23 protein-coding genes are annotated in these 24,312 nt (G+C 37.5%); 3 read left to right on the top strand and 20 right to left on the bottom strand.

The window, feature by feature from the left end; all coding sequences use genetic code 11:
* On the top strand, positions 1-625 hold a 625-nt coding region (locus C9E89_RS09510; protein ID WP_116746693.1), incomplete at its 5' end, for an acetyl-CoA C-acyltransferase.
* Between the two features lie 141 nt (positions 626-766).
* Entirely contained in the window at positions 767-1,543 is a 777-nt protein-coding gene (gene pcaD, locus C9E89_RS09505; RefSeq protein ID WP_107007941.1) for a 3-oxoadipate enol-lactonase, read from the top strand.
* A 143-nt stretch (positions 1,544-1,686) separates the two neighbouring features.
* Here pcaD and C9E89_RS09500 read toward each other — a convergent pair whose 3' ends face one another.
* The 15 genes from C9E89_RS09500 to C9E89_RS09430 all read right to left on the bottom strand — a co-directional run bounded on the left by C9E89_RS09500 (position 1,687) and on the right by C9E89_RS09430 (position 16,984).
* Positions 1,687-2,673 (bottom strand): TauD/TfdA family dioxygenase, encoded by a 987-nt coding sequence (locus C9E89_RS09500; RefSeq protein WP_107007942.1) that lies wholly within the window; start codon positions 2,671-2,673, stop codon positions 1,687-1,689.
* A gap of 31 nt (positions 2,674-2,704) precedes the next feature.
* Entirely contained in the window at positions 2,705-3,454 is a 750-nt protein-coding gene (locus tag C9E89_RS09495) for a class II aldolase/adducin family protein (RefSeq protein ID WP_107007943.1), read from the bottom strand.
* Positions 3,455-3,465: 11 nt separating this feature from the next.
* Positions 3,466-4,458 (bottom strand): ketopantoate reductase family protein, encoded by a 993-nt coding sequence (locus C9E89_RS09490; protein WP_107007944.1) that lies wholly within the window; start codon positions 4,456-4,458, stop codon positions 3,466-3,468.
* 14 nt (positions 4,459-4,472) lie between these two features.
* Positions 4,473-5,246 carry an ABC transporter ATP-binding protein gene (locus tag C9E89_RS09485; RefSeq protein ID WP_107007945.1) on the bottom strand — a complete coding sequence of 258 codons (774 nt, stop codon included), beginning with the start codon at positions 5,244-5,246 and terminating at the stop codon, positions 4,473-4,475.
* A complete protein-coding gene (locus tag C9E89_RS09480) occupies positions 5,243-7,045 on the bottom strand; it encodes a branched-chain amino acid ABC transporter ATP-binding protein/permease (protein WP_107007946.1) in 1,803 nt (600 codons plus the stop codon). Before C9E89_RS09480 ends, C9E89_RS09485 begins: the two co-directional genes overlap by 4 nt.
* Positions 7,042-8,079 (bottom strand): branched-chain amino acid ABC transporter permease, encoded by a 1,038-nt coding sequence (locus tag C9E89_RS09475; RefSeq protein ID WP_107007947.1) that lies wholly within the window; start codon positions 8,077-8,079, stop codon positions 7,042-7,044. Before C9E89_RS09475 ends, C9E89_RS09480 begins: the two co-directional genes overlap by 4 nt.
* 95 nt (positions 8,080-8,174) lie before the next feature.
* Positions 8,175-9,317, bottom strand: coding sequence for an ABC transporter substrate-binding protein (locus tag C9E89_RS09470; RefSeq protein WP_107007948.1), 1,143 nt, complete (start codon positions 9,315-9,317; stop codon positions 8,175-8,177).
* Positions 9,318-9,572: 255 nt separating this feature from the next.
* Positions 9,573-10,538, bottom strand: coding sequence for a p-hydroxyphenylacetate 3-hydroxylase reductase component (locus C9E89_RS09465; RefSeq protein ID WP_171405116.1), 966 nt, complete (start codon positions 10,536-10,538; stop codon positions 9,573-9,575).
* A 54-nt stretch (positions 10,539-10,592) separates the two neighbouring features.
* Positions 10,593-11,546 (bottom strand): PDR/VanB family oxidoreductase, encoded by a 954-nt coding sequence (locus tag C9E89_RS09460; RefSeq protein WP_107007950.1) that lies wholly within the window; start codon positions 11,544-11,546, stop codon positions 10,593-10,595.
* A gap of 34 nt (positions 11,547-11,580) precedes the next feature.
* Positions 11,581-12,318 (bottom strand): SDR family NAD(P)-dependent oxidoreductase, encoded by a 738-nt coding sequence (locus C9E89_RS09455; RefSeq protein ID WP_107007951.1) that lies wholly within the window; start codon positions 12,316-12,318, stop codon positions 11,581-11,583.
* A 9-nt stretch (positions 12,319-12,327) separates the two neighbouring features.
* A complete protein-coding gene (locus C9E89_RS09450) occupies positions 12,328-12,813 on the bottom strand; it encodes an aromatic-ring-hydroxylating dioxygenase subunit beta (RefSeq protein WP_107007952.1) in 486 nt (161 codons plus the stop codon).
* Between the two features lie 10 nt (positions 12,814-12,823).
* Entirely contained in the window at positions 12,824-14,101 is a 1,278-nt protein-coding gene (locus C9E89_RS09445; RefSeq protein WP_107007953.1) for an aromatic ring-hydroxylating oxygenase subunit alpha, read from the bottom strand.
* Between the two features lie 29 nt (positions 14,102-14,130).
* On the bottom strand, positions 14,131-14,655 hold the full coding sequence (locus tag C9E89_RS09440; protein ID WP_107007954.1) for a nuclear transport factor 2 family protein: 525 nt from the start codon (positions 14,653-14,655) through the stop codon (positions 14,131-14,133).
* Positions 14,656-14,686: 31 nt separating this feature from the next.
* Positions 14,687-15,853: an acyl-CoA dehydrogenase family protein gene (locus C9E89_RS09435; protein ID WP_107007955.1), complete on the bottom strand. Its 1,167-nt coding sequence runs from the start codon at positions 15,851-15,853 to the stop codon at positions 14,687-14,689.
* An 18-nt stretch (positions 15,854-15,871) separates the two neighbouring features.
* Complete coding sequence (locus tag C9E89_RS09430) at positions 15,872-16,984, bottom strand: amidase (RefSeq protein WP_107007956.1); 1,113 nt, start codon at positions 16,982-16,984, stop codon at positions 15,872-15,874.
* Between the two features lie 148 nt (positions 16,985-17,132).
* Between C9E89_RS09430 and C9E89_RS09425 the strand changes: the two genes are divergently transcribed.
* Positions 17,133-17,600 (top strand): MarR family winged helix-turn-helix transcriptional regulator, encoded by a 468-nt coding sequence (locus C9E89_RS09425; protein WP_107007957.1) that lies wholly within the window; start codon positions 17,133-17,135, stop codon positions 17,598-17,600.
* Between the two features lie 111 nt (positions 17,601-17,711).
* Here the strand turns inward: C9E89_RS09425 and C9E89_RS09420 are convergent, their stop codons facing one another.
* From C9E89_RS09420 to C9E89_RS09400, 5 genes are all read right to left on the bottom strand, one after another.
* Entirely contained in the window at positions 17,712-18,695 is a 984-nt protein-coding gene (locus C9E89_RS09420; RefSeq protein ID WP_107007958.1) for a 3-hydroxybutyryl-CoA dehydrogenase, read from the bottom strand.
* A 1-nt stretch (position 18,696) separates the two neighbouring features.
* On the bottom strand, positions 18,697-19,803 hold the full coding sequence (locus C9E89_RS09415; protein WP_107007959.1) for an NAD/NADP-dependent octopine/nopaline dehydrogenase family protein: 1,107 nt from the start codon (positions 19,801-19,803) through the stop codon (positions 18,697-18,699).
* 113 nt (positions 19,804-19,916) lie between these two features.
* Entirely contained in the window at positions 19,917-20,906 is a 990-nt protein-coding gene (locus C9E89_RS09410) for an AraC family transcriptional regulator (protein ID WP_107007960.1), read from the bottom strand.
* Between the two features lie 165 nt (positions 20,907-21,071).
* Entirely contained in the window at positions 21,072-22,430 is a 1,359-nt protein-coding gene (locus tag C9E89_RS09405) for a spinster family MFS transporter (protein WP_107007961.1), read from the bottom strand.
* Between the two features lie 418 nt (positions 22,431-22,848).
* Positions 22,849-24,240: an amino acid permease gene (locus C9E89_RS09400; RefSeq protein WP_107007962.1), complete on the bottom strand. Its 1,392-nt coding sequence runs from the start codon at positions 24,238-24,240 to the stop codon at positions 22,849-22,851.
* Between the last annotated feature and the right edge of the window lie 72 nt (positions 24,241-24,312).

Genomic DNA, 24,312 nt, shown 5'->3' with positions numbered 1-24,312 from the left:
GGCTGCACAGGCTCAAGGTTTCTTCGACAAAGAAATTATTGCAGTAACGATTCCACAGCGTAAAGGCGATGCCATTGTTGTGGCAAAAGATGAACATCCTCGTGCAACCACCATTGAAGCATTAACCAAGTTAAAACCTGTGGTGAAAGCTGAAGGTACAGTCACTGCGGGTAATGCTTCAGGCATTAACGATGGTGCAGCAGCGCTCCTTATCGCTTCTGATGATGCCGTTGCAACTTATGGTTTAAAAGCCCGTGCCAAAGTCATTGGTGCAACAACAGTCGGTGTTGAGCCTCGCATTATGGGCTTTGGTCCTGCACCTGCGATCAAAAAATTGCTTGCTCAAACAGGTTTAACACTTGAGCAGATGGATGTGATTGAACTAAATGAAGCTTTTGCAGCACAAGCATTGGCAGTCACTCGTGATTTAGGTATTGCCGATGGTTCAGAGAAAGTCAATCCAAATGGTGGTGCGATTGCTTTGGGTCATCCACTTGGCGCATCAGGCGCACGTTTGGTGATTACCGCACTGAATCAGCTTGAAGCAACAGGTGGCAAATATGCCCTGTGCTCAATGTGTATCGGTGTCGGTCAAGGCATTGCTTTGATTATTGAACGTGTTTAATCCCTCCTAAGTAAAGTCCCTCTTTAAAAAAGGGGGATTTAGGGGGATTTTTTCTACAAAGATAACTGCTCTTTCTTCCCTCCTTTCTTAAAGGATGAGGAATATCATTCCGCAAAGAAGAAAGAGGATGAGGAAAAGAAAATGCCAACATTTACATCCAATGATGCCCAAATTAATTACCAAACTTTTGGTGATGCAAGTCAGCCTGCAATTGTATTTTCTAACTCATTGGGTACAAAATACAGCATGTGGCAACCGCAAATTGATGCATTGCAAAATGATTTCTTTGTGATTTGCTATGATACACGTGGACATGGCGCTTCTTCTGCACCACAAGGTCCATATTGTATTGAACAACTTGGGCAAGATGTTGTGAATTTGTTAGATCATTTACAGGTTGAAAAAGCAACATTCTGTGGTATTTCAATGGGTGGTTTAACAGGTCAATGGCTTGCTATTCATAAGCCAGAGCGTTTTAATCATGTTGTTGTGTGTAATACCGCAGCAAAAATTGGACAAGAACAAGCATGGAATGAGCGTGCTGCTTTAGTACGCCAACAAGGTCTGCAAACCATTGCTGCAACTGCGGCATCAAGATGGTTTACGGAAAGCTTTATCCAAAGCCAAGCCGCAACTGTACAATCTTTAAGTAACGACTTAGCAGCTGGCAGCGCAGAAGGTTATGCAAGTTGTTGCGAAGCTTTGGCTAAAGCAGATTTACGTGAAGAATTGAAAAATATTACAGTTCCAGTACTTGTAATCGCAGGTCAGCAAGATCCTGTAACTACTGTTGCAGATGGTCAGTATATGGTTGATCGCATTGCAAATAGTCAGCTATTTGAAATTAATGCTTCTCATATTTCAAATATCGAATGCCCAACAGAATTTACGCAAGCTCTACGTGGTATTTTGAATTAATTCTGTTTTATTTTTATGTTTCCTCTTCAGATGTAGTGTTTCGACATTACATCTTTTTTTATGTTTTATCCTTTATCTCAAACAAAAAATGCCTCAAATGAACCTTACATTTAAAGCATTTTTTAAATTTAATGTTTAATCTCTTAAGCTGCTTTAACCGCTATACCATTTCTGCCTGGAAACTCTGGCGATAACATACGTGCATTTGGCATTTTTAACCAAAGGCGCAATAATTTACGATTTTTTTCAGGATGTTCATCATCTATAAATCCTGTTCGAGAATGCATCACTGCATAATTATTACAAAATTGGATATCGCCCGATTCTAACATCATATCTAAACGTAAATCAGGATCATGAATAAAATGATCAAAAAGATCTAAAGCTTCTTTTTGAACTTGAGAAATTTTAAAGTTTTGATATTCATGTCCAAGTTCAATATATGCACGCATATAACGACAACTTAATTTATTTTGATAAAAGCTAAAAATAGGCGTAAGTGGTTCAATATCATCACCTAAATGCGCACAAGGCATCGGATGATAAAAATAACTTAGATATTCAGGATATTCGGCTAAAATTTTATTATAAATGGTAGCTGCACTAACTAAACTACTCAAACCACCTTCTTTGGCTTTACGAATACAGAGTAGTCCAACTGCATCCGATAAGTCAGTATGATAAGGTAAATAAGCATTTGTCTCATAAACCCGTGTCGATTTTTGGCTTTGATCACCGACATTTTGTACAAAGCCAATCAAGTCCCCTTTTGGATTTTGAGTTACAGGTTCACCCAAATATAAACCTAAACCATAATAAATAATGGCTAATTGTGTTTCAGAGTAGATCTCTGCTGATAAGCCTCGTAGTACAAAAAAACCATAACCATTTTCGAGTTCATCTGCCCAATGTGCGATTTCTGCTAATACATCTTGATCATCAATCAAAAAGTCTTGCTGAGTAAAATGTGGTGCAGTTAAATGTTTCGCTTCAACTTGTTTGAGTGCCTGATCAAATACCGTTAAACTATGTGGTGAAAGTTGATAAATCCAATTTTGTTGATTTTGTGCTAAATCCTTACCGATCCATGCAGCTTTTGCTTCAATTTTTTCTTTTAAAATAATACTCATCACATTTTCCCTGTTGATTAAGCTTGTTCTATCAAGCTGTTGTTGCTTGCATTTTACGCACCATCGCATTAAAAAATTTAATGGCAAAACCACTGTCACGAATCAGCATTGCGGTTAGATCTGTGCATTTTTGTTTTACTTCTTCACTTAATGGATAGTCTTCGCCTCCTAGTGCACCTGCTTGACACTGAATTTCAGCCGCGCGCTGTACAGTCCAAAGTAAGAAAAATGCTTTTTCAATGCTATTTTCTCCTACTGCAATTCCATGATTTCGCAGCACTAAAATATGTTTATCTGCCAAATTTTCAATCATGCGCTGTTTTTCTTCTGCAAATAAAGTAATTCCCTCAAAAGCATGATAAGCCACACGCCCATAGAGTTGCGCACCATAAAAACTATCATAGGAAAAACCATTTTTCTTTTGTACCACTGCGCTAATTGGTGTGGTATGGGTATGAATGAGGCAACGAATATCATGTCGTGCGCCATGTACTGCGCTATGTAAAGCAAAACCTGCTGGATTTGCATCATATTCAGAGGGTTCAACTTTATGACCATCTAAATCAACTTTGAGTAAATTTTCAGGTGTAATTTCACTATAATTTAGCCCAAAAGGATTGACTAAATAATGATTTTCATCTCCCTCAAGACGTGCTGAAATATGGTTAAAAATGGTTTCTGTCCAACCAAAATAATCGACCAAATGGTAGCAATGTGCCAATTTTACGCGCAGTTCCCACTCCTGCTGACACATACTGGTGGGTTTTACACTTGCATTCATAAAAATCCTTTTTAAGGTTGAAGTGATTGTTGACTCAAATAATGTGTAAGATTACAAATATGTTTGGTGACTGGCATCGGACAGTTAAAGCGCTCTGCTAACTCTAAAACTGCTTCTGCAATACCTGCCATTTCTAAAGGTTGTTTTTTTTGATAGTCATACCACATTGACGTATGAATCTCGCCCATATCTGCACCAAGTTGTAAAAAAGTCATTGGGTCTATGCTGATACGGGCGCCATAACTTGCTGCAACTTGCCGTACTTCTTGTGTAATTTGCAACGTAATTTCACGTAAATAAGGATGTGAATAAATATCTTTTAATGTGGCTCCTGCCACAACTGACAAAGGATTTGAACTTAAGTTTGCAATCACTTTCGTCCAAATCTGATCTCGAATATGTTCTGTAATTCGCAACTCAATTTCTGTATCAACAAAGATTTTTTTAACTGCTGTTAAACGTGATGTAATTTGATGAGTTGGTTCACCTAAAATCAATAAATACGGATTATTCGACTCAACTTTTCCATAGCTTCTTAGCTCTGCGGTAATAAATACAACCGCACCGATTAAATGTACTAAAGGAAACTGTTGAATTAATTGCTGATCTGCATCTAAACATTTCACCACAGGAATATCTTGTTGTGCTTCCTGCTGATAAAAATACCAAAAAGGAATACCATTCATTAAAGGAATAACTAAACTCTCTGCATGTAAAACATGCTGAAGTGATTGCACAATTTGTGGCAAGGCATTGGATTTTGTGGCAATAAAAACAATGTCTTGCTTATCTAACTGGGTTAAATCTTCAACCACTTGGTAGGGCTGCACATGATATTCACCTGTTAAATCTTTAAGATAAATACCTTGCTTTGATAAAACTTGAAAATTTTCACCACGTGCGATCAAACTAACACAATCACAACCCGATAAAATGAGTCGTGCTGCTAAGGTGCAACCGATTGCACCTGCTCCTAAAATGGCAATTTTGGCATTTTTTTGCATCACAAAACTCCCTACTAAATTGCCAGAATGTCCTGATGTTTACTGTTAATTCCCAAATAACTTTCAATAATTCTAGGATCTTCAACTAAATCTTGCCCTGTTCCTTGCATAGATAATTCACCCATTTCAAGTACATAAGCATAATCAGCAAGTTTTAGTGCAGCACGAGCATTTTGTTCAACCAATAAAATTGATACACCTTGTCCACGCAATTGATCAATAATTTTAAAAATTTCACGGGTAATTAAAGGTGCAAGCCCCAAACTTGGCTCATCAAGCATTAACAATTTTGGTTTTGCCATTAAAGCACGTCCCACGGCTAACATTTGACGTTCACCGCCTGAAAGCGTACCCGCCTCTTGAATACGACGCTCTTTTAAACGAGGAAAAATGGTATAAACTTCATCTAAGGTTTCTTTTAAAGCCCGATCACCATGACGATAACGCTGAAAGCCACCCAGCATTAAATTATCTTCAATCGTCATGGTACTGAAAAGTTCTCGTTTTTCAGGGACAAGTCCTAAACCACGTACCACCATTCTTTCAATTTGTAGGCATTGTTCAACTTGACCATCAAACTCAACCTGACCTTTTGAACCCAATACCCCCATAATGGCTGAAAGTAATGTGGTTTTTCCTGCACCATTTGGACCCACAACAGAAACAATTTGTCCTTCATTCACTCGCATATTAAAGTTCATTAAAGCTTCGACTTTGCCATAAGCAACACTTAAGTTATTGACCTCAAGTAAGCTTTTCCCTTGCGTATTTGCTGTTACGATGCTCATGCTACACCTCCTAAATACGCCTCTAATACTGCCTCATCTTTTTGTACATCTTCTGGTAAGCCTTCTGCAATTTTCTCACCAAACTCCATTACGACAACCTGATCAACCAAGTTCATGACAAAATCCATATCATGTTCAACCAGTAAAATTGCCATGCCTTCAGCTTTTAGTTTGCTTAATAAATCAGCCAAAGCTTGCTTTTCTTTGAAACGTAAACCTGCTGCGGGTTCATCTAGTAACAATAAACTTGGATGCGCACACAAAGCACGTGCAATTTCTAAAATGCGTTGTTGCCCTAATGCTAAACTGCCCGCTTCGGTATAAAGATATTCACCTAAACCGACACGTTCTAATTGATATTTAGCTTCATTTAAAAGATTATTTTCTTCTTCACGATCTAAGCGAAATAAAGATGCCCATACGCCTTTTTTGCCACGTAAATGCGCGCCAATCACGACATTTTCGAGCACTGTCATTTCAGGTAAAATTTTGACATGCTGAAAAGTCCGACTGAGTCCTTTTTTCGCGATCTCACGAGAATGCTTGCCATTAATTTTTTCACCTAAAAAAATCACTTCGCCACTGGTTGGTACATCGACCCCCGAAAGTTGATTAAACATGGTACTTTTACCTGCACCATTTGGACCAATCAGGGCTAATATTTCACCTGCATGAATTTTTAAATTCATATTGTTATTGGCAACTAAACCACCAAATTTTTTTGTGACATTTTTCGCTTCTAAAATGACTGTGCCTTTGACAGGTAAATCTAAGCTGGGTAGTTTTTGCGTAGGTTCAGTTAAAACAGTATGTAAATCATTGGCTTTAAAACGCTGAGGAAGTAATTTTACCAACATCGGCCATAAACCAGATGGTGCTTTTTGCATCAACACAACAATCATTAAGCCAAAGACAATCGTTTCATATTGTCCTTCATTACCAAATAATACAGGCATGAGGTCTTGTAACCATTGGCGCATCATTGTAAAAATGCCCGCACCAAAAATTGCACCCCAAATACTGCTTACCCCACCGAGTAAAGCCATAAATAGGTAATCAATCCCCATTTGTAGACCAAATGGCGTTGGGTTAATAAAGGACTGATTATGCGCATATAACCAACCAGAAATAGACGCAAAAACTGAAGAAATAATAAATACGACCATTTTTGATCTAAAGGTATTCACCCCCATAGACTCTGCCATAACTTGCCCACCTTTAAGCGCACGAATCGCACGACCTTCTCTTGAGTTAAGTAAGTTTTTAGTCAAAATAATCGCAATAAATAAAATAAACCAAATCAGATAAAACATTTTGTTATTGGTATCTAAGGCATAACCTGCAATCGCAATATTTGGAATATTGGAAATCCCTGAATGCCCACCTAATGTTTCAATGGTTGAGAAAAAATAATATAAAGAAATTCCCCAAGCAATTGTGCCTAAAGGTAAATAATGCCCAGACAGTTTTAAGGTTAATCCACCGACTAAAAGTGCAGAAACCACAGTAATGAATATTCCCAACAACAAGGCTGCCCAAGGACTTCCTCCTGTCCATGCTAAAAATTGTGGAAGCTGCTCTGTCACAGTTAAATACGCTGTTGAATAAGCACCAATTCCCACCAATGCTGCCTGACCAAAACTGGTCATGCCACCAACGCCTGTGAGTAAGACTAAACCCAAAACCACTAAGGCATTTAGACCAATATAATTTAATAATGTGACTTGATAGGTGGGTAGCAAGAAAGGACTGATTGCCATGAGCGCAACAAAGCCCATAAATAAATACTTAGACTTCATTCATGATCCTCCTCAATTTGACGAGAGGTTAAAGACTTCCAAAGTAAAAATGGAATAATCAAGGTAAATACAATGATTTCTTTATAGTCACTTGCCCAAAACATTGAAAATGCTTCAATAATACCAACAACAACAGAACCGATTGCAGCAACAGGAAAGCTTGCTAAACCGCCAATAATCGCGCCCACAAATCCTTTTAAACTGATAATAAAGCCTGAGTCATAATATAAAGTTGTAATCGGTGCAATGAGAATTCCTGCAAATGCCCCCATAAATGCAGCCATCGCAAAAGTGATTTTTCCTGCAAAAATAGGAGAAATTCCCATGAGCTGAGCACCCACTCGATTTACAGCCGTTGCTCTTAATGCTTTGCCGTAAAGTGTTTTACCAAAAAAATACCACAACAAAATAATCATGCTAAAAAAAGCAAATAAGATATATAAAGTTTGACTACTCACAACCAAACTACCAAGCTCAAAAGTTGCTTCGCTAAAGGGTTTAGTTTGCGCACCATTTGGACCAAAAATTAATAGTCCGATTCCGACCAATGCGACATGCACAGCAATCGAAACAATCAGTAGAACTAAAGGCTTAGCAGCCACTAAAGGTTGGAAAAATAAACGATAAACTTGTGGACCTAGCGGTGTAACCACAGCCAAAGCCAGTATGACTTGAACAAAAATTGGTAGCTCTGCTAAAGGCAAAAAATACATTGCAGCTGTGATGAGCGCAATATAAAACCCCCATAGACTATGACTCTTTAAATTAAACTTTGCGTTATTTTTTAAACTCACATAAGCATCTATAAGCAATTGCACAACAAAAAATACGACGAGTAACCAGACAATACGGCTTGGTGTTCCAGCTTGAATTGCAGCAAGTGTTAAAGCACCAAAAACACTAAACTCGCCTAAAGGAATAAGTAAAATTCGGGTTACGGTAAAAACCAATAAAATACATAATGCGAGCAACGCATAAATTGCACCACTGGTAATGCCATCTTGCCCAAGAATTAATGCGATATCTAAATCCATAACGCCTGATCCTTGCTATTTTAGAGGCAACACTCCGCTAAGAGTGTTTATACCCTAAATTTTAAATAGCAGATTAATAAATTAAAAAAGATGAATTATTTCAACAACGTCCATTGTCCATTTTTTACTGTAATCATCACGCGTCCACGCTTGTCAAAACCACTATGATCCATTGGTGTCATGTTATAAACGCCTTGTGTTGCAGCCAATTCTTTGGTTTGTTCCAATGCACTGCGTAAAGCTTGACGGAATTTCACATTTCCTGGTTTAGACTGCTTTAATGCAATTGGAATCGCTTTTTCAAGCAACAAACCTGCATCATACACGTTAGCGCCAAAAGTCGCGGGATACTCACCATAAGCCTTTTTATAATTATTCATATATTTCAATGCAATGGCTTTAGATGGATGTGTATTTGCCACCTCATTAATCACCAACATTAAACTTGCTGCTAAAATCGTATTTTCAACTTTTTTACCACCCAGTTTTAAAAATTGATCCAACGCTGCACCATGTGTTTGGTACATTTGCCCACGATATCCACGGTCATATAAAGCCACTTGTGGAGTAACGGCTGAACTTCCTGGTGCTGCCACCAAAATCGCTTGTGGTTTACCTGCAATTAATTTTAGCGCTTGCCCTGTTAATGACGTATCTTGACGTTGAAAAGATTCTTTTTGAGTGACTTTAATCCCTTTCTTGGCTGCTAAGTTACTGACAACTTTGCTCCAGTTTTCTCCATAAGGGTCTGCTGTACCAATAAAACCTAAAGTTTTAATGTTACGCTTCACCATATCATCGACTAAAGCTTCTGCAATCAACTCATCATTTTGTGTGGTTTTAAATACCCATTTACGTTGCTCATTCATCGGTAACACGACCGTTGATGTACCAACTGGTGCTAATAAAGGAACTTGCGCTTTGGCAATAGTACCGATAACAGCATTGGCATTAGGTGAACCTGATGGTCCAATAATCGCATCAACATTAGTTTCATTAATCAGTTTATTGACTGCTTTTACACTGGCAGTTGGGTCACTTGCATCATCCAATGAAATATAAGTGACTTTTTCACCACCAATCATTTTAGGCAGCAAAGCAACTGTATTACGTTGTGGAATGCCGACCATCGCAACAGGTCCAGTGGATGAACTCACCACACCAATACGTATTTCTGCATAACTATTTACTGCAACAGTCGTTAATGCTGAAAGCAGTAATATTTTTTTAATTTCCATATCCTTAACTCCATTTTTCATTATCACAAGTCTCTCGACTTAGCATTTTTATAACATAAATACATGTAATTTTCATGTTAATTTTAAAAATATATATCGAATTTTAAATCGATATAGATGCTATTTTTAAAATTTAGACCATATATTGCAGCAATCATCATCCCAATGATTGACTCAGCACAATACACTCATCAAAATTTCAAGTCCTCAAATTTACCGATAAAATCTTTCATTTTTTATCGGTAAATAAACGTCTTAAACAATACCTGCAATATCTCTTAAGATTTTAATGAAAATCTCTTTTTCATTTTCAGGGTACTTTTCAAAGACTTCATTTTGGTGACTATCGGCGATATCAAATAAATAATGTGCTGTTTTTTTACCTTTTTCTGTTAAATGATAAAAACCATCATTTTCCACCAATAAGCCTTCTTTGGCTAATATCGCCGCCGATTGCTCAACTTCTCGCATTGGCATTGCAATATCTCGAGGTAAATCAGCTTTGCTAGACGCTGTACCACTGCCAAGCACTAACAATAATCTGGCTTCACTGGTTCTAAAACCCGTCACCAATTGTTTTGGAATATAGTCATTTTGGTAAAATTTAAAAGCACGACTCATCAAATAACAAACGTTACGATGTAAATGCCCTTGATGCATTGCTCCAACATCATATTCAACATGATCATTGGTATCTTTTACTTGCAATAAAGGATGTGGGGTCACACCAGAATATGCACCTTGGTGATACACCAATGGGCTACGCCCTTCATCATGGAAATTTACAACTTTGCCAATAATAATCCAATGATCACCACCTTCAATAATTTGATGGCGTTCACATTCAAATACCGCAGAGCAATGTGCCAAAATTGGAGCACCACCTGCACCTTCACGATGGCTTGTACCGTCATATTTATCAATATTACGGCGTGAAAATTTATTCGATAGCTCAATTTGAGAGCCTGACAAAACATTGACTGCGAAGTGTGTTGCTTGTTCAAACACATGAAAACTCGAAGATTTTTTATCAATACTCCACAAAATTAAGGCAGGGTCTAAAGAGACTGAGTTAAAGCTATTTGCTGTAACGCCTACTTTTTCGCCCTCTGCATTTTGTGCAGTCATAATCGTCACACCTGTCGCAAAATTACCTAAAGCACGACGAAATTTCATTGGATCTATTTGCATAGTCTCTATTGCTTGTAATGCATTCATTATTCTCTCCTGAATCTTTGGTCCTATTCCTAAATGGACGGTATCTATTTGAAAAATTTAAATATCAAGCACCAAACGCGCAGATTTAGCCCGAGAACAACAGACTAATATTTGCTCATTACTGGCTTTTTCTTCATCCGTAAAATAAACATCTCGGTGATCAGGCTCACCTTCGATGACGTCACACATACATGTACCACATACACCCTGTTCACAAGACATTTCTATTTCAATACCTTCTCGTGCCAAAGCCTGTAAAATCGTTTCTTCTGCATTCACCATGATAATTTTGCCGCTTTGTTGCGCAATCACTTCAAATGCATCGCCACCTGTTTCAATATCAACCTGAAAATATTCTTTATGAATCTGATTTTCAGCAAAATTTTGTGTTGTTGCCAGATTAATCACCCAGTCCATAAACCCATTTGGACCACAGGTATAAATATGACTTTCTGCATCAATATCTTTGATTGCAGATTCAAAAAACTCCCGATGGCTTGCACCTTCCGATTTAAAATGAAAGCTTGTAAATGCCGCAAGTTCACCATTTTTAATTTCATCAACAAAAGCACAACGCTCAGGACTTGCACCACAATAATGTAGTTCAAATGAAGCGCCTTCTTGTTGCAACTGGTATGCCATCGTAATAAGTGGCGTAATCCCAATTCCACCTCCGATCAAAACACTATGTTTTGCCTTAACCAGTGGAAATAAATTTTTAGGCTCACTGACCTGAATTTGCATGCCATCTTTGAGGTCATCAAATGCAGAAACTGAACCACCACGTGATTCGGGATCACGTAAAATACCCAAACGAAATATGCCTTGTTGGCTCGGATTTTGACAAAGTGAATACTGTCGCACCATACCATTGGGTAAATGCACATCAATGTGCGCACCCGCCTCAACTTTAGGCAGTACTTTTGCTGTCGCAGATTCAAACTCCATAACTGCGACATTTTCACCTTCAATATGACGGTTTTTAACAACAACAGGATAAAGTGTAGTCATGATTTTTCTCCCTCTTATGCATTAAGCACAAGGCTTAACGCATAAATAATCCGCCGTTAATATCCCATGTTGCACCTGTCACAAATGCAGCATTTGGACTTGCCAATAAAGCACATGTTTCTGCAATAAATTCCATACTTCCTAAGGCTTTCACTGGAATATTTTGAATAAACTGTGCCATTTTTTCATCAGATACGACACTATGTACAATAGGTGACTCCATTGGACCTGGTGCAATGGCATTTACAGTCACCCCTTTTGCTGCAAATTCTTTCGCAAAAATTTTGGTTAAGGTCACAATTGCACCTTTGCTTGCCGCATAATGTGCCCCTGTTGCAGTTCCACCATTTTGCCCAGCCAACGATGCCATATTAATAATACGTCCTTGACCTTTATCTGCCATATATTTCCCAATAATTTGACAGGCTTGGAATGTACCTCTTTGATTTACTTGGGTAATCCAATCAAAATCTGCTGCTGTAATTTCTAAAACAGGTGTTGCCTTAGTGACTGTTGCATTATTAATCAACACATCGAGTTTAGAAAATTTCGTTTCGATCCACGCCACAGCAGCATGAAAATCTGCTTCTTGTGAAATATCTAATTTCAAAGGAAACATATGGTCTGCATGTGCACTACGTGCTTGAGCATTTTCAGCTTTTTCTAAAGTACTTGCCGATAAAATCACCTGATGACCTTGTGCTGCAAAATATTCAGCGATGACATTTCCCAAACCTGATGCAGCACCAGTCACTAAAACAACCTGTTTCATTTTTTTCTCCTAGAGAATGTAACTGATACCCGCTAAAGTATCTGTAGAGTTAACTAAGTTAATAATTTTACGATTAATTTTAAAACCTTGTTCTGCATCACGTACCAAATGGAATGTAATATCTGCGGTATAATGTTTTAAATTTTCTTTACGAAATTCACGTAAGTTCTGCGCACAACGTAAGACGATTTCACCATTTTCATCTTTAATAATGCGTACTCGTGACACACTACGTACAGTATTGGCTTTTGGTGATGTTGAAATTGCTTCACCATTTTTTAAGCGATTCACACGAAGTTGACGCATATGATGATTGTCATAGGCATAGTTCAAATTATTTTCATAATCAGTCAATGTCGGATCAATCGGAATAATATAAACACCTTGTTCATTCCACAGGTTTAACCATGCTTCATGTTCAAAATGGTCGAGCATATCTGCTTCAGCCCAAATAAAAGCAGTCACTTCATTTAATAAATTCAAATCAATTTTCATGGCACTCTCCTTAAGCCGTCATCAACTTTTTCCACTGCTGATAAGCAGCGCGCATCCCTGTTTCAGCACTCACATCGCTTTTTAGACCATCTTCCGTTTTCACTTCACCTGGTAAACCACGATTCAGCATGATCCACAAATCATCACCTGCACTTGCACCTTTTTGTACACGTTCCCATGCTTCAGCGTCATCTGGTGTACCAAAACCAAATGGACCTTGGAAATGTTCATGTAAACGTAGACGATATTGGTTGGCAATTTGAGGACCACCATCCATCGTAATCACAGAATGGTGAATTTCAGTTTTTTCTACAGAAATTGGCTGCATTACACGGAAAAATGCCATTGAACAAGCGATATTTGGGAAGATATTTAAGTTAAAACCTGAACCACCCACTGCACGTACAATACGACGCACTTCTAACTCTTCATGTCCTTCATCACGTAAAGCCTGTGCCAAATCTTCAAAACGTTCTTGAATTGGACGTTCCATCAATTCTTCGTCTAAATCAACCAATTCAGGAATCATGACCATCACACTATGACCATTACCCAAATCTTCGACATAGCCTGGTTGGTTTTCAAAGTTAAATAATTCTTCTGTTTTTTCATCTACAGAGCTGAGGAATGATTTGTGTACCAATGGGAAATGATACGCATCTGTTGTATTTTCTAACTGAATTTTCCAGTTACCTGGGAAGGTAAAACGGTGCTCACCTAAAACTTTGACAGGATAACCTGCACCTTGTTTCATGAACAAATCAATCCATTTTTTCGCAGCACCTAAAAAGTCTTCTAGTGGCTCTACATCATGATTAAATGAAGCGAAAATCATGCCGTTATATTCTTCGACACGTAAACTGATCATTGGTAGTTCTGATTTATCTAAACATTCACCATAACTTTCAGGAGATGGCACACCACGTAAACTGCCATCAAGTGCATAGCTCCAACCGTGATATGGGCAAACAAAACTATTGGTTTTACCTTTTTTATGTTCACAAACAGTTGCAGCACGATGACGGCAACGGTTTAACAGCACATGAACTTTTTTCTTACGGTCACGTACTGCAACCACAGGTTGTTTACCAATGTTCATTGTTTTATAACTACCAGCATCTGGGATTTCACTCGCATGAGCAACCCAAACCCAAGTTTTATAAAATATTTTTTCCATTTCATCTTCAAAGATATTGGCATCTTTATACAAAGATGTATGCGCACGATCACTTTGCACAAGCTCGTTATAATCAATATCAATATTCTGCATTGGAATAATACTATTCATTTTGATGATCCTTTTTCATTTATCCTTGGTTAATTTTGGGTCGGTACTGGCAATTCGGCTGTACTGTCCCAATGCGATACAGGGCGACTTAAAATATTTTCAGTCTGGAAATGTTTGATTTTCCAAGTTCCATCTGTCTGTTGTTGAAACTTCACACTGAGTTTGGCTGCATTTAAATGACTGCGACCATCACGGAACGTTGAAGTTTGCAACATCAGCCAAGTGGCTTTTGCCTGCTGCTGTTCTACATAAATTTGTTCTGAGCTGACAAAGTGAGCATTCATGACAAAATGTGATTCTTTTTGGGTATAGCTTTTGAACATGTCATAAATTGCCTGCCATGATTCATAACGCCCAAAAGATTTGGCATATTTTTCGCCAATCCCTTCCCAAATACTGTTGGAGTCAAATAAATCCATCAATTCATTCAGATCAGTATTGGCATCTAATGCATCACAGATTTCCATATAACGATTGATGCAATTACGGATTGCGCTCTCTGCTTCAAGCTTATTTAGACGTGCTAAGATTGCTGTCAAATCCATGTCATTCATCTTAAATACTCACTTTTTTGCCTAAAAATGCTTATAAATAACCCGGTGTTGGTTTTAGACCAAAACTTACCGAACCTGCATTTTGTAAAGTAGCGTCGCCCATAAAAGCATGCTGTGTCACGACATTGGTGTCGTTCACAAAACGGCTAAACACATTATTGGTATAAATAGCAGTCATCCCTGCCAACATTTGCATTTTACGAGCCACACGCGCTGCAACACGTGCTGCATGTGTACAAGACAAACGCATATCACTAATCTGTTGCTCTGTCGGTTTTTGCCCTGCAAGTATTTCATTCCATACTGCGTCCATCGTTTCATAGAACCATGTACGTGCTGCTTTAAACTCTGCTTCAACTTGCGCAAATTCATATTGTGTAACAGGTCGATTTGCAATTTCTGAACCGCCTGTAATCGATGCTTTACCCGGTGCTAGTTTTTTAAACTCTTCCAATGCAGCCGCTGCTACACCAATACCTACAACCGTCAACACTTGTGTTGCCAAAGACAAAGATGGATATTTAAAAAAGGGTTCAGGCAGTTTTGAAGGCTCACCACGAACAAAAGTCCACTCTTTTGCAACCAATACATCTTCAACAACTAAGTCATGGCTGCCTGTTCCTTTTAAACCAACCGTATCCCAAGTCATTTCAATTTTTACTTTATGTGCTGGCAACACTGCCATACGCGGTAAACCTTGAGCTTCATTGTCTTTACGTGGAGAAATTCCTACACCGACAATATCTGCCCCCATACAACCGCTTGAAAACTTCCAACGACCTTTTACAACTACACCTTCGTCTGTGATTTCAGCAGGTTGCGGTGGGAAAATTCCGCCAGCAAATACAATATCAGGCGAATCTTTATATAAAAGTTGCAAAGTTTCCTCAGGCAAACCACCTAAATAAGCAGGACTCATTCCAAAACTTGCAACCCAACCCACTGAGCCATCAGCCATAGATAATTTTTCAATTAACTCACAAAATGTTCTTGGCGAAACTTCCAAACCACCAAAACGTTTTGGCACAAGTGCACGATATACACCCAATTGTTTTAACTTTTGAATCATGTCTTGGCTGACATAAGCCTGATCATCAAACTCGCCTGTAATTGCACGTTCACGAATTTCCTGACATAACGTCTCAAGATCAACCGTTGTACTCTGGTCAAAACTAAACACTCTAGATAAATCATTCATTACCTAACTCCTTGTAATTTATTGCGCTGCCTTCACGACAAATTTTGCAATTGCACACAACTGCTCATCCGCATTGCGTTTAGCTACGATTTGTAATCCAACAGGAAAGCCCTGTTCTGTTTCTAGTGGAATGGATATTGCAGGATGCCCAGATACGTTAAATGGGCGAACCAGAGCAGTTAAGTTTAAAAATGCCACCGTATTTTCAGCATCAACAACTTTGGGTGCTAACTGCGGTAAAGTGGGTAAAATCAAAGCATCATATTGTTCCAATAACGCATCAATTTCTTGTGTAAAAATCTTTTTGATTTGCTCCGCTTGTTGAACTTGTTCTTGTGTCGTTTCCGCAGCTTTTAACAAGCGTCCTTGTACATCAGCACCAATCAAACCTGTTTTGGTGAGTGCTGCATAAGCCTGCCAATTTTCATAATTAATGATTTGCATACCTGCATGAAAAGCATCGGTAAAAGATGCGACATGTTCATGCCCAATATCTAAATTTCTTTGAGATAAAAATTTTTCTATACATGAAATGATGCTTACATCTGCATCTACATCCAACCATGCAAGTTTGGGTGTTTGCTCTATAGCATTTAATGCTGAAAAACTTGGATCTATAATTTGCATGGCGGTTTCAATCATTTCGACTGAGTTTGCAAAAGGTCCAACACAGTCCAAAGAACTCGTCTCAGGATGAACTCCATTGCGACTCACACGACCAAATGTAGGCTTTAAACCATATACACCACAGCATGCTGCTGGCATACGAATTGATCCGCCTGTATCTGTACCTAAAGTAAAATCTGCAAGCTGTGCGGCAACAGCAGCAGCGGAACCACTTGATGAGCCACCTGGAATTAACGCTGGATATTTAGGGTTAAGGGGTGTACCAAATGTATGATTAATACCCGTGATGCCAAATGCCAACTCATGTAAATTGGTTTTTGCGGTTATTTTGCAATCATTTGCAAGCACTCGTGCGACGACATCCGCATGATTTTCTGCCACTGCGCTATCTTCTAACGAACGGCTGCCTGAACGTGTTTTAAATCCTTGAATATCTATAGAATCTTTCACCATCACAGTGAGCATTCCTGATCCTAAATGCACATCCTCTGCAACAATATTCATTCACTTTTCCATGTATTTTTATATATAACTATAATAATAGAAAAAGTAATGTAATTGTCAAGTATTTTTTATACTTAGAATTAAAGTTTTTTTTTCAAATCCTTGTATAATTGGATATATTATTTTTTAACTCAGTTATAGCTTGGCCATGCTTAAAAATTTAGAACAATTTCTTCCCAACAATGAGCCAGAAAGCTTGAAGAGTTATCCATTTTTTTGGATTTCTCAAGTGAATGGGAAATACACTCAACTTATTGAAAAATCTATAAAAAAATTAGGTATAGACAATACTCGCCGTAAAATCATTCTGAGCGCAAATGCTTTAGGGCAAGCCAGTATTACCGAAATTGCAAATTTATCTACACTCAAATTAACAACAGCAACCAAAGCAGTATATCGACTGGTTGAGGATGGAATTGTTGAAGTATTTTCATCTGAACAAGATGAACGTATTTCAATGGTAAAACTGACAGAAAAAGGGTTTTCATTGGTCGAACAGATCAATACCATTAGCCAAATCACACTTTCAGGTATTTTGAATGCTTTTGATGACGATGAACTCAAGCAACTCAATGCTCAAATGAAAAAAATTTACGATCTTATGCCTTCAAGTTAAAATTATTTTCCAATAAAAAACCGTTGTTTAAACAACGGTTTTTTAACTTTAAGTCAAAGCATTCAATGATGATAAAATATGAAGCTAAGATTTGATTTATCAAGATATTTTTTAAACACAATTAAATTTTGGTTTTAAATTTGCCTGTTCAATGCGTTGTGCAAATGTATTTAATACTTGTAACTTATATGCAGCGACATCCATGTTTTCATAATTATAAAAACCTTGTTTTTCACGTAAACCATTTCGGTTATTTTGCATATTTTCTACAATAACCTCAGGTGTTGCATAACGCTCACCCAGTTCTTTTTGCAAATACTGCGAAGCATAGTACAAAATATCACCACCGCCCCAATCAATAAACTCAAGCAGCCCCAGTACAGAAAAGCGCAAACCAAACCCTGTACGAATTGCAATATCAATATCCTCTGCTGATGCTACACCTTCCTCAACCATACGGGCAGCTTCATTCATCGCTAAGGCTTGAATACGAGGTACGATATAGCCTGCTTTAGCATTACATAGCACAGGAACTTTGCCTATTTGTGTTAAAAAAGATCTTAGCGCTTCAACCGTTTCAGTTGAAGTCTGTTCTGAACGACTCAGTTCAACCAATGGAATCAGATAAGCAGGATTTAACCAATGTGCGTTTACAACACGCTCAGGGTGTGACAACATTTTAGCAATATCAGTCACTAAAAAAGTCGATGTGGTTGAAGCAACAATGCATTGTGTTGGTATATATTGATCAAGCCAACTCAAAATATCTTGTTTAACTTGTGATTGTTCAGGCACCGCCTCCATCACCAAATCACATTTTTTCAAAAATTCAATTGCTGTTGATTTTGCCATGATTTCAATATTATTTTGAATCATCTGCATTTGATCAGTTTGAATAAATTGAATATCCTGTAATAAAGTCAACTCTTGAGCAAGATCTTGCTTAACGTGCTGCTCATAAAGTAAAAACGCCTGTTCAGAACGTACTTTTGCATCAATTAATTTGACCTGTAAGCCAGCGTAGCCGAAAGCGATTGCAATCGCTTTTCCCATACGCCCAGCGCCAACGACTGCAACATTTTGAAGTTTAGACATGTTAAATTCCTTGTTGCAGTAAAATCTGCATGTCTTGTCTAGATTTATTGACCAAACCTAAATTTTCTAAAGTACGCCCTTCAGCATATAAGTCCTTACCTGTGACCGCAGAAGCAATATTCAATAAACCTTCAGCAACAGGGGTTGCCACACCAGCCCAACGTCCAACAGACACAATCAAAGATAAACCTAAACGCGTATCCTCTAACATATAACGATGTTTTTCTAAGTCAATATCTTCACGCCAATCACCGCTATCGGTTAATTTTCCATGTGCTCCACGTCCATACATCCACTCATCACCCTCACCATCCTTATTATAATGATCAGCGAGTGGGAAATGCGGTGCAGCATAACCTAGAGCTTCTCGTACACGTATACGCTCAGAATCAAGCGCACTGGTCACCCGACGAATAGAAGGCTGTGTTCCTTCATTATGAATATCCCATGCCTCAAAATGCTCTAAAGGACCTGCATTCATCATAATCAGTGGTGGGTGAATAATTGGACCTGCATTCATCAAAGCCCCACTTAAACCATCTTCAATAGGCTCTACACTCGGATAAGCTTGTTTTAAAATATGAAATGCATGCTCAGATAACTGACTTGGGAAGACACCCGTAGGTAAACGTGTCGCATAACCACTCACAACGATATGATTAACGCCATGTTTACGAACTAAATAGGGCAATGTTCCTGTTTCAGCAAAAGCAACTTTGGCATGATTGCCTGCATCATACATCGCTTGAGCAAACACAAAACTTCCAAAAGTACCCGGTGGTAAAAACACCACTTGTCCTTCTTTAAAATAAGGCGCGGCTTGAGCTGCAAGATTTAAATGTGTTGTTGATGGCAATGGAATAATCACCAATTCAGCATCTTGAATGGCTTGCTCTAAATTATTTTGCAGGTTGATTTGACACGTTTTAAAACCCACTGTGACTGAACGCTCACCTTGATAATCTTTGACAAAAAGCTGACCTGTAGCTGCTAATTCATTTAAAGCCTCTGTATCACGACGCCATAAAACAACCTCATGCCCTTTTTCTGCCATTTCTAAAGCTGCTGCATAGCATCCGTGACCGCCACCTAATACTGTAATTTTCATTATTCATCCTCCTGATTGATACCCTCCATCATAGAGCGAATAAAATCAGGTGGCATCTCCGTATGCGACAGAACTATTCCATTTACGAAGAGAATATGTTGAGCATTTTAACTTTAAGCAACACGCATTTTTAAAGTTTGTGAAGGTAAACAACCATAACGCTTTTTATAAATCGTCGAAAAATGTCCAAAACTTTGAATGCCATTTTCCAGTAAAATATCAGATACAGTTTCATATTCATGACTATTTAATAAGGCTTGATGCACCAATTCCACACGTAAATCACGAATATATTCGATTGGCGTTTGCTGAAAATATTGATTAAATCCTTTTTGTAAAGTACGCGTTGAAACAGCACAAAACTGGCTTAATTCAGCTAAGGTAATATTAGCTCTCAGATGTTGTTGAATATATTTTTGAGCTTTTTTCATATAATTGGGTAAAACGTGTTGCCGCCGTTCATTTAACTTTAGACTATAATTATTGGGCACTTTTAATAAAATAAGTTCAATTAAATATGCGGTAAAACTTTCTGAAATAAAACTCCAATTTTGAATATTATAATAGGCATGACATAAATAGTTTAATGTTTCAACAATGGCACTCAAACCTTCATCAGTACATGACATTCCGCTATTAAAAATAACTGCTTCTGTACTACGATAACCCAACATTTTAAATAATTGTGTTTCTACTTCTTGCTTACTGAGTTTTAGAATAATATTGCGACAATGATGATTGGTCATAATACGACTTTTGGTATGTGGGTGCGTGACTGTCATAATCCCAACAGATTGCACTACTTTGTTTTGTGCATATTCAACTTTGCATTGACCTTCTAAAGTGATCCGAAACAAATAATATGGTGAATCTTCATCAAGCGTAATCGCAACAGGTGCGCTATATTTCAAATCATACAAAGCAGACTGACCAAAACTAAAACCATTTAAACGTGTATTTAAATCAGTCACCGCTTTTACATCAAATTGATGTGGGCATAAATAATGACTAATTTGATCTTTTATTGTTTGATAATCATTGGAATTAAATAATAAAAACTCATCTAAATAATGCAAATGATTAAAGTTAAATAATTGTTTCATTACTGCCCTCCATTGGCTTTATTGTTCTTTTTTAAAATAGCAAAAGCCCACGTATTCACAAATGGGCAATCACAAAAATCTATCACAAAGACTTTTTTCTCAAATCAATTTATATGAGCGGCTATATATCACCACTTTTAAAATAAGATATAAGCCCTGCAAACATTATGAGATACCTTGACCTTGTTCTTGCTGCATACTGGTACTAAATGCTTTACAGCCTTTTTTCAATAAAATAAAGGCTAAAACACACGAAATCCCACCAACAATAGACAATGAAGTTCCAACCATTAAAGGGTTTTCAAACACTTTATCTGTGACCAAAGCCACCAAAGTTGTGCCTATTCCAACTGCAACTAAGTTACTAATCAAGAGAAAAATTGCTGAAATCTGCGCCCGTAACTGATTTGGTGCTAACATTTGCATTGCTGTGGTGGAAATTGGCATTGGGAAAGATGCAAAGAACATCGCAGGTGCTAATAATGTCACGGCTAACCAAAGCTCTGATACTTGCGTAAATGCAATTAAAGGTAAAACCAAACCCACAATGCCGATAACACCTGTAATCATTGGGGCATCTTTACGACCTTTTTGAATCAACCAATCATTTAACCAACCTGCACAAAACACGCCTAAGGTATTTGCAACCAATAATACCGTACCTAACATATACCCAGCTTCAGTTGGTGTCATACTAAACTTGCGCATGAAAAATGCAGGTGACCAACTAATTAAACAATACAATGCCATGGCATAAAAAGTGAAACCAAAATAATGACAGCTAAATGTTGTACGATGCTTTTTTAAAAATTGAAAGGTGGCTTTCATGCTCACTTTTTCAACTTGACCTGCTGCATTTAACTTCTGACCTTTACGTTGTGGATCACGTACTGTTAAAAGAAAGAGTAAACCAATAAAAACACCAGGCAAACCTACTAAAATAAATGCCATTTGCCATGCTTTAATTGCACCAAAAATTGGAATTTGGATTAAGCTCATATCTTTAAGTAAGCCAATCACATAACCGCCAACTAAAAAGGCAATCCCGCCACCGACAAATGAACCAATAGAATAAACTGCTACAGCACGTCCAAGTTTATCCTTACTGAACATATCACTAAACATAGAGTATGCTGCAGGTGATAATGCTGCTTCACCAACACCAACACCCATACGGCTAAAAAACAACTGAATAAAATTTTTACTTAAACCGCATAATGCTGTGGCAATACTCCAAAACACAATCCCAACAGCAATAATTTTAGGGCGTGAAAAACGGTCTGCTAAATAAGCAAGAGGCAAGCCCATAAAGGCATAAAATAATGAAAAAGCTAAACCGTGTAATAAACTAAATTGAGTATCTGTTAAATTTAAATCTGCTTTAATTGGCTCAATCATCAAAGCTAAAATTTGCCGATCAATAAATGAAAATATATATGCCAACATACAAAGTAAAACGACATACCATGCATATACACTTGATTTACTTTGTTCTTTTTCCCTATGGATATTTAAATTACTCATCCATTTTCATCCTGTGAAACGATAACATCGTGTTATCGTTATTGCGTTTCCTTAAGCAATGCACAATGTAAAGAAAATGTGTTGAATAAAATTTAAAATGGCAGTATTTTCAATTGGATCAATATGAAATGAGCGATTTAAAAGTCAGCAACATTTTACCCTTCATTGTGAATAACTATGTCCATTCGCGATATTATGTTCACTTTTAAATGTATTTTTCCATAACTTTTTAAGTATATTTTTATACCTTTTTATTCATTCTCCAGATTGACACCATATTTTAGAACCACAGAATATTTTAAATTTTCAAAAATAAAATAAATAATGTTTTAATTTTCATAATGTTAAAATAAATACAGCAGATAAATACTCATTTTTATATGATTTCTATCTGCTGTAAAAAATTGAATGTTCTGGTCTAATCTAAGTTCATCACCACAGATTGGCTAGATTTACGCTTACGTGTCACAATCAAGCCACAAATCACAACAACAGACGTTACCCCTAAAGACAAAGCTGTTTCATAGCTATAAGCAGGTGACAAGAACATATATCCTAACACACTTAAAATCACCACAATGACAAACCAAGTGAGCCAAGGAAATAACCACATTTTAAATGGAACAACTGCGCCTTCTTTTTCAAGTTTTGTTCTTAACTTTAATTGTGAAAATGCAATCACCAAATAAACCAATAATGCAATTGAACCTGTGGTTGAAAGTAAGAACCCAAACACTTGACCTGGAAAGATATAGTTCACAGCACAACAAATTAGACCAACGAAAGTTGACGCAAAAACAGCAATGGTAGGCACACCACTTTTATTTAACTTAATCACCATGTTTGGTGCTTCTTTACGTGCTCCTAAAGCAAAGAGCATCCGAGAAGAGGTATATACTGCGGCATTCATACAGCTTGCAACAGCAATAAAAACTACCGAATCCATAATCAGTTTAGTTTCAGGTACATTCAGACTCATTAATACATATTGGAATGTTCCAAATTTTTGTAAATCTGGCGAACGCCAGTCAACCAAAGCAACCGCAAGAAAAATAGACACGACAAAAAATAAAATAATACGATATAACACTAAATTGGTGGCACGTTTAATTTTTTCTTCTGGATTTTTAGACTCGGCTGCCGCAATAGATAAAATCTCTATACCAAAAAATGAAAATGCCGAAATTAAAATTGCAGATAAAACACCACCCATGCCATGTGGCATGAAACCGCCATTTGAAACTAAATTTCCAATTCCACTGACATCTTTAGCCAAGGGCCAAAAACCAAAAATTGCAGTTAATCCGATTCCTATAAACACCACAATCGCAATGACTTTAATTAAAGCAAACCAAAATTCAAACTCGCCAAAACTTTTGGTGCTAAAAAAATTTGCCAAACTCAACAATATAATAAAAGCAAAAGCATAAATTGCACTTGGAATTTGTGGAAACCATGCATGTAAAATTTCTGCACCAGCAATGGCTTCAATTGGGATCACCAAAACCCAAAACCACCAATATAACCAACCAATGGTAAACCCTGCCCAAGGACCAATCGCTTTACGTGCATATGTTGAAAATGAACCTGTATCTGGCTGAGTGACCGCCATCTCACCTAACATGCGCATTACAAAAAAAACTAAAATACTGGTAATCATATACGCCAGTATTGCTGCTGGACCTGCTTTAGCAATTGCTGCAGAAGAGCCAACAAATAAACCTGCACCAATCACACCACCGATACTGATCATCGTAATATGTCGGTTGGATAATCCTTCACCTAATTTTGTTGTTGTTTCATTGTTCATCTTTGATTCCTTCAAAATGAATTCTAAAAATTTAAACGACATTTCTCCAAACACAATTAAAAAAAGAAAAAG

The organism is Acinetobacter sichuanensis (genome assembly GCF_003024515.2).
GTDB classification, from domain to species: Bacteria; Pseudomonadota; Gammaproteobacteria; order Pseudomonadales; family Moraxellaceae; genus Acinetobacter; species Acinetobacter sichuanensis.
This window is presented reverse-complemented; position numbering and strand designations above follow the sequence as displayed.

Excerpts from the sequence above, each read along its gene's own strand:
- C9E89_RS09455 (WP_107007951.1), bottom strand. The coding sequence starts at position 12,318 with ATGAAACAGGTTGTTTTAGTGACTGGTGCTGCATCAGGTTTGGGAAAT.
- C9E89_RS09485 (WP_107007945.1), bottom strand. The coding sequence starts at position 5,246 with ATGAGCATCGTAACAGCAAATACGCAAGGGAAAAGCTTACTTGAGGTC.
- C9E89_RS09470 (WP_107007948.1), bottom strand. The coding sequence starts at position 9,317 with ATGGAAATTAAAAAAATATTACTGCTTTCAGCATTAACGACTGTTGCA.
- C9E89_RS09500 (WP_107007942.1), bottom strand. The coding sequence starts at position 2,673 with ATGAGTATTATTTTAAAAGAAAAAATTGAAGCAAAAGCTGCATGGATC.
- C9E89_RS09420 (WP_107007958.1), bottom strand. The coding sequence starts at position 18,695 with ATGTCTAAACTTCAAAATGTTGCAGTCGTTGGCGCTGGGCGTATGGGA.
- C9E89_RS09410 (WP_107007960.1), bottom strand. The coding sequence starts at position 20,906 with ATGAAACAATTATTTAACTTTAATCATTTGCATTATTTAGATGAGTTT.
- C9E89_RS09490 (WP_107007944.1), bottom strand. The coding sequence starts at position 4,458 with ATGCAAAAAAATGCCAAAATTGCCATTTTAGGAGCAGGTGCAATCGGT.
- C9E89_RS09405 (WP_107007961.1), bottom strand. The coding sequence starts at position 22,430 with ATGAGTAATTTAAATATCCATAGGGAAAAAGAACAAAGTAAATCAAGT.
- C9E89_RS09475 (WP_107007947.1), bottom strand. The coding sequence starts at position 8,079 with ATGGATTTAGATATCGCATTAATTCTTGGGCAAGATGGCATTACCAGT.
- C9E89_RS09480 (WP_107007946.1), bottom strand. The coding sequence starts at position 7,045 with ATGAAGTCTAAGTATTTATTTATGGGCTTTGTTGCGCTCATGGCAATC.
- C9E89_RS09495 (WP_107007943.1), bottom strand. The coding sequence starts at position 3,454 with ATGAATGCAAGTGTAAAACCCACCAGTATGTGTCAGCAGGAGTGGGAA.
- C9E89_RS09440 (WP_107007954.1), bottom strand. The coding sequence starts at position 14,655 with ATGAATGACATGGATTTGACAGCAATCTTAGCACGTCTAAATAAGCTT.
- C9E89_RS09425 (WP_107007957.1), top strand. The coding sequence starts at position 17,133 with ATGCTTAAAAATTTAGAACAATTTCTTCCCAACAATGAGCCAGAAAGC.
- C9E89_RS09435 (WP_107007955.1), bottom strand. The coding sequence starts at position 15,853 with ATGAATGATTTATCTAGAGTGTTTAGTTTTGACCAGAGTACAACGGTT.
- C9E89_RS09450 (WP_107007952.1), bottom strand. The coding sequence starts at position 12,813 with ATGAAAATTGATTTGAATTTATTAAATGAAGTGACTGCTTTTATTTGG.
- C9E89_RS09430 (WP_107007956.1), bottom strand. The coding sequence starts at position 16,984 with ATGAATATTGTTGCAGAGGATGTGCATTTAGGATCAGGAATGCTCACT.
- C9E89_RS09400 (WP_107007962.1), bottom strand. The coding sequence starts at position 24,240 with ATGAACAATGAAACAACAACAAAATTAGGTGAAGGATTATCCAACCGA.
- C9E89_RS09445 (WP_107007953.1), bottom strand. The coding sequence starts at position 14,101 with ATGAATAGTATTATTCCAATGCAGAATATTGATATTGATTATAACGAG.
- C9E89_RS09460 (WP_107007950.1), bottom strand. The coding sequence starts at position 11,546 with ATGACTACACTTTATCCTGTTGTTGTTAAAAACCGTCATATTGAAGGT.
- pcaD (WP_107007941.1), top strand. The coding sequence starts at position 767 with ATGCCAACATTTACATCCAATGATGCCCAAATTAATTACCAAACTTTT.
- C9E89_RS09415 (WP_107007959.1), bottom strand. The coding sequence starts at position 19,803 with ATGAAAATTACAGTATTAGGTGGCGGTCACGGATGCTATGCAGCAGCT.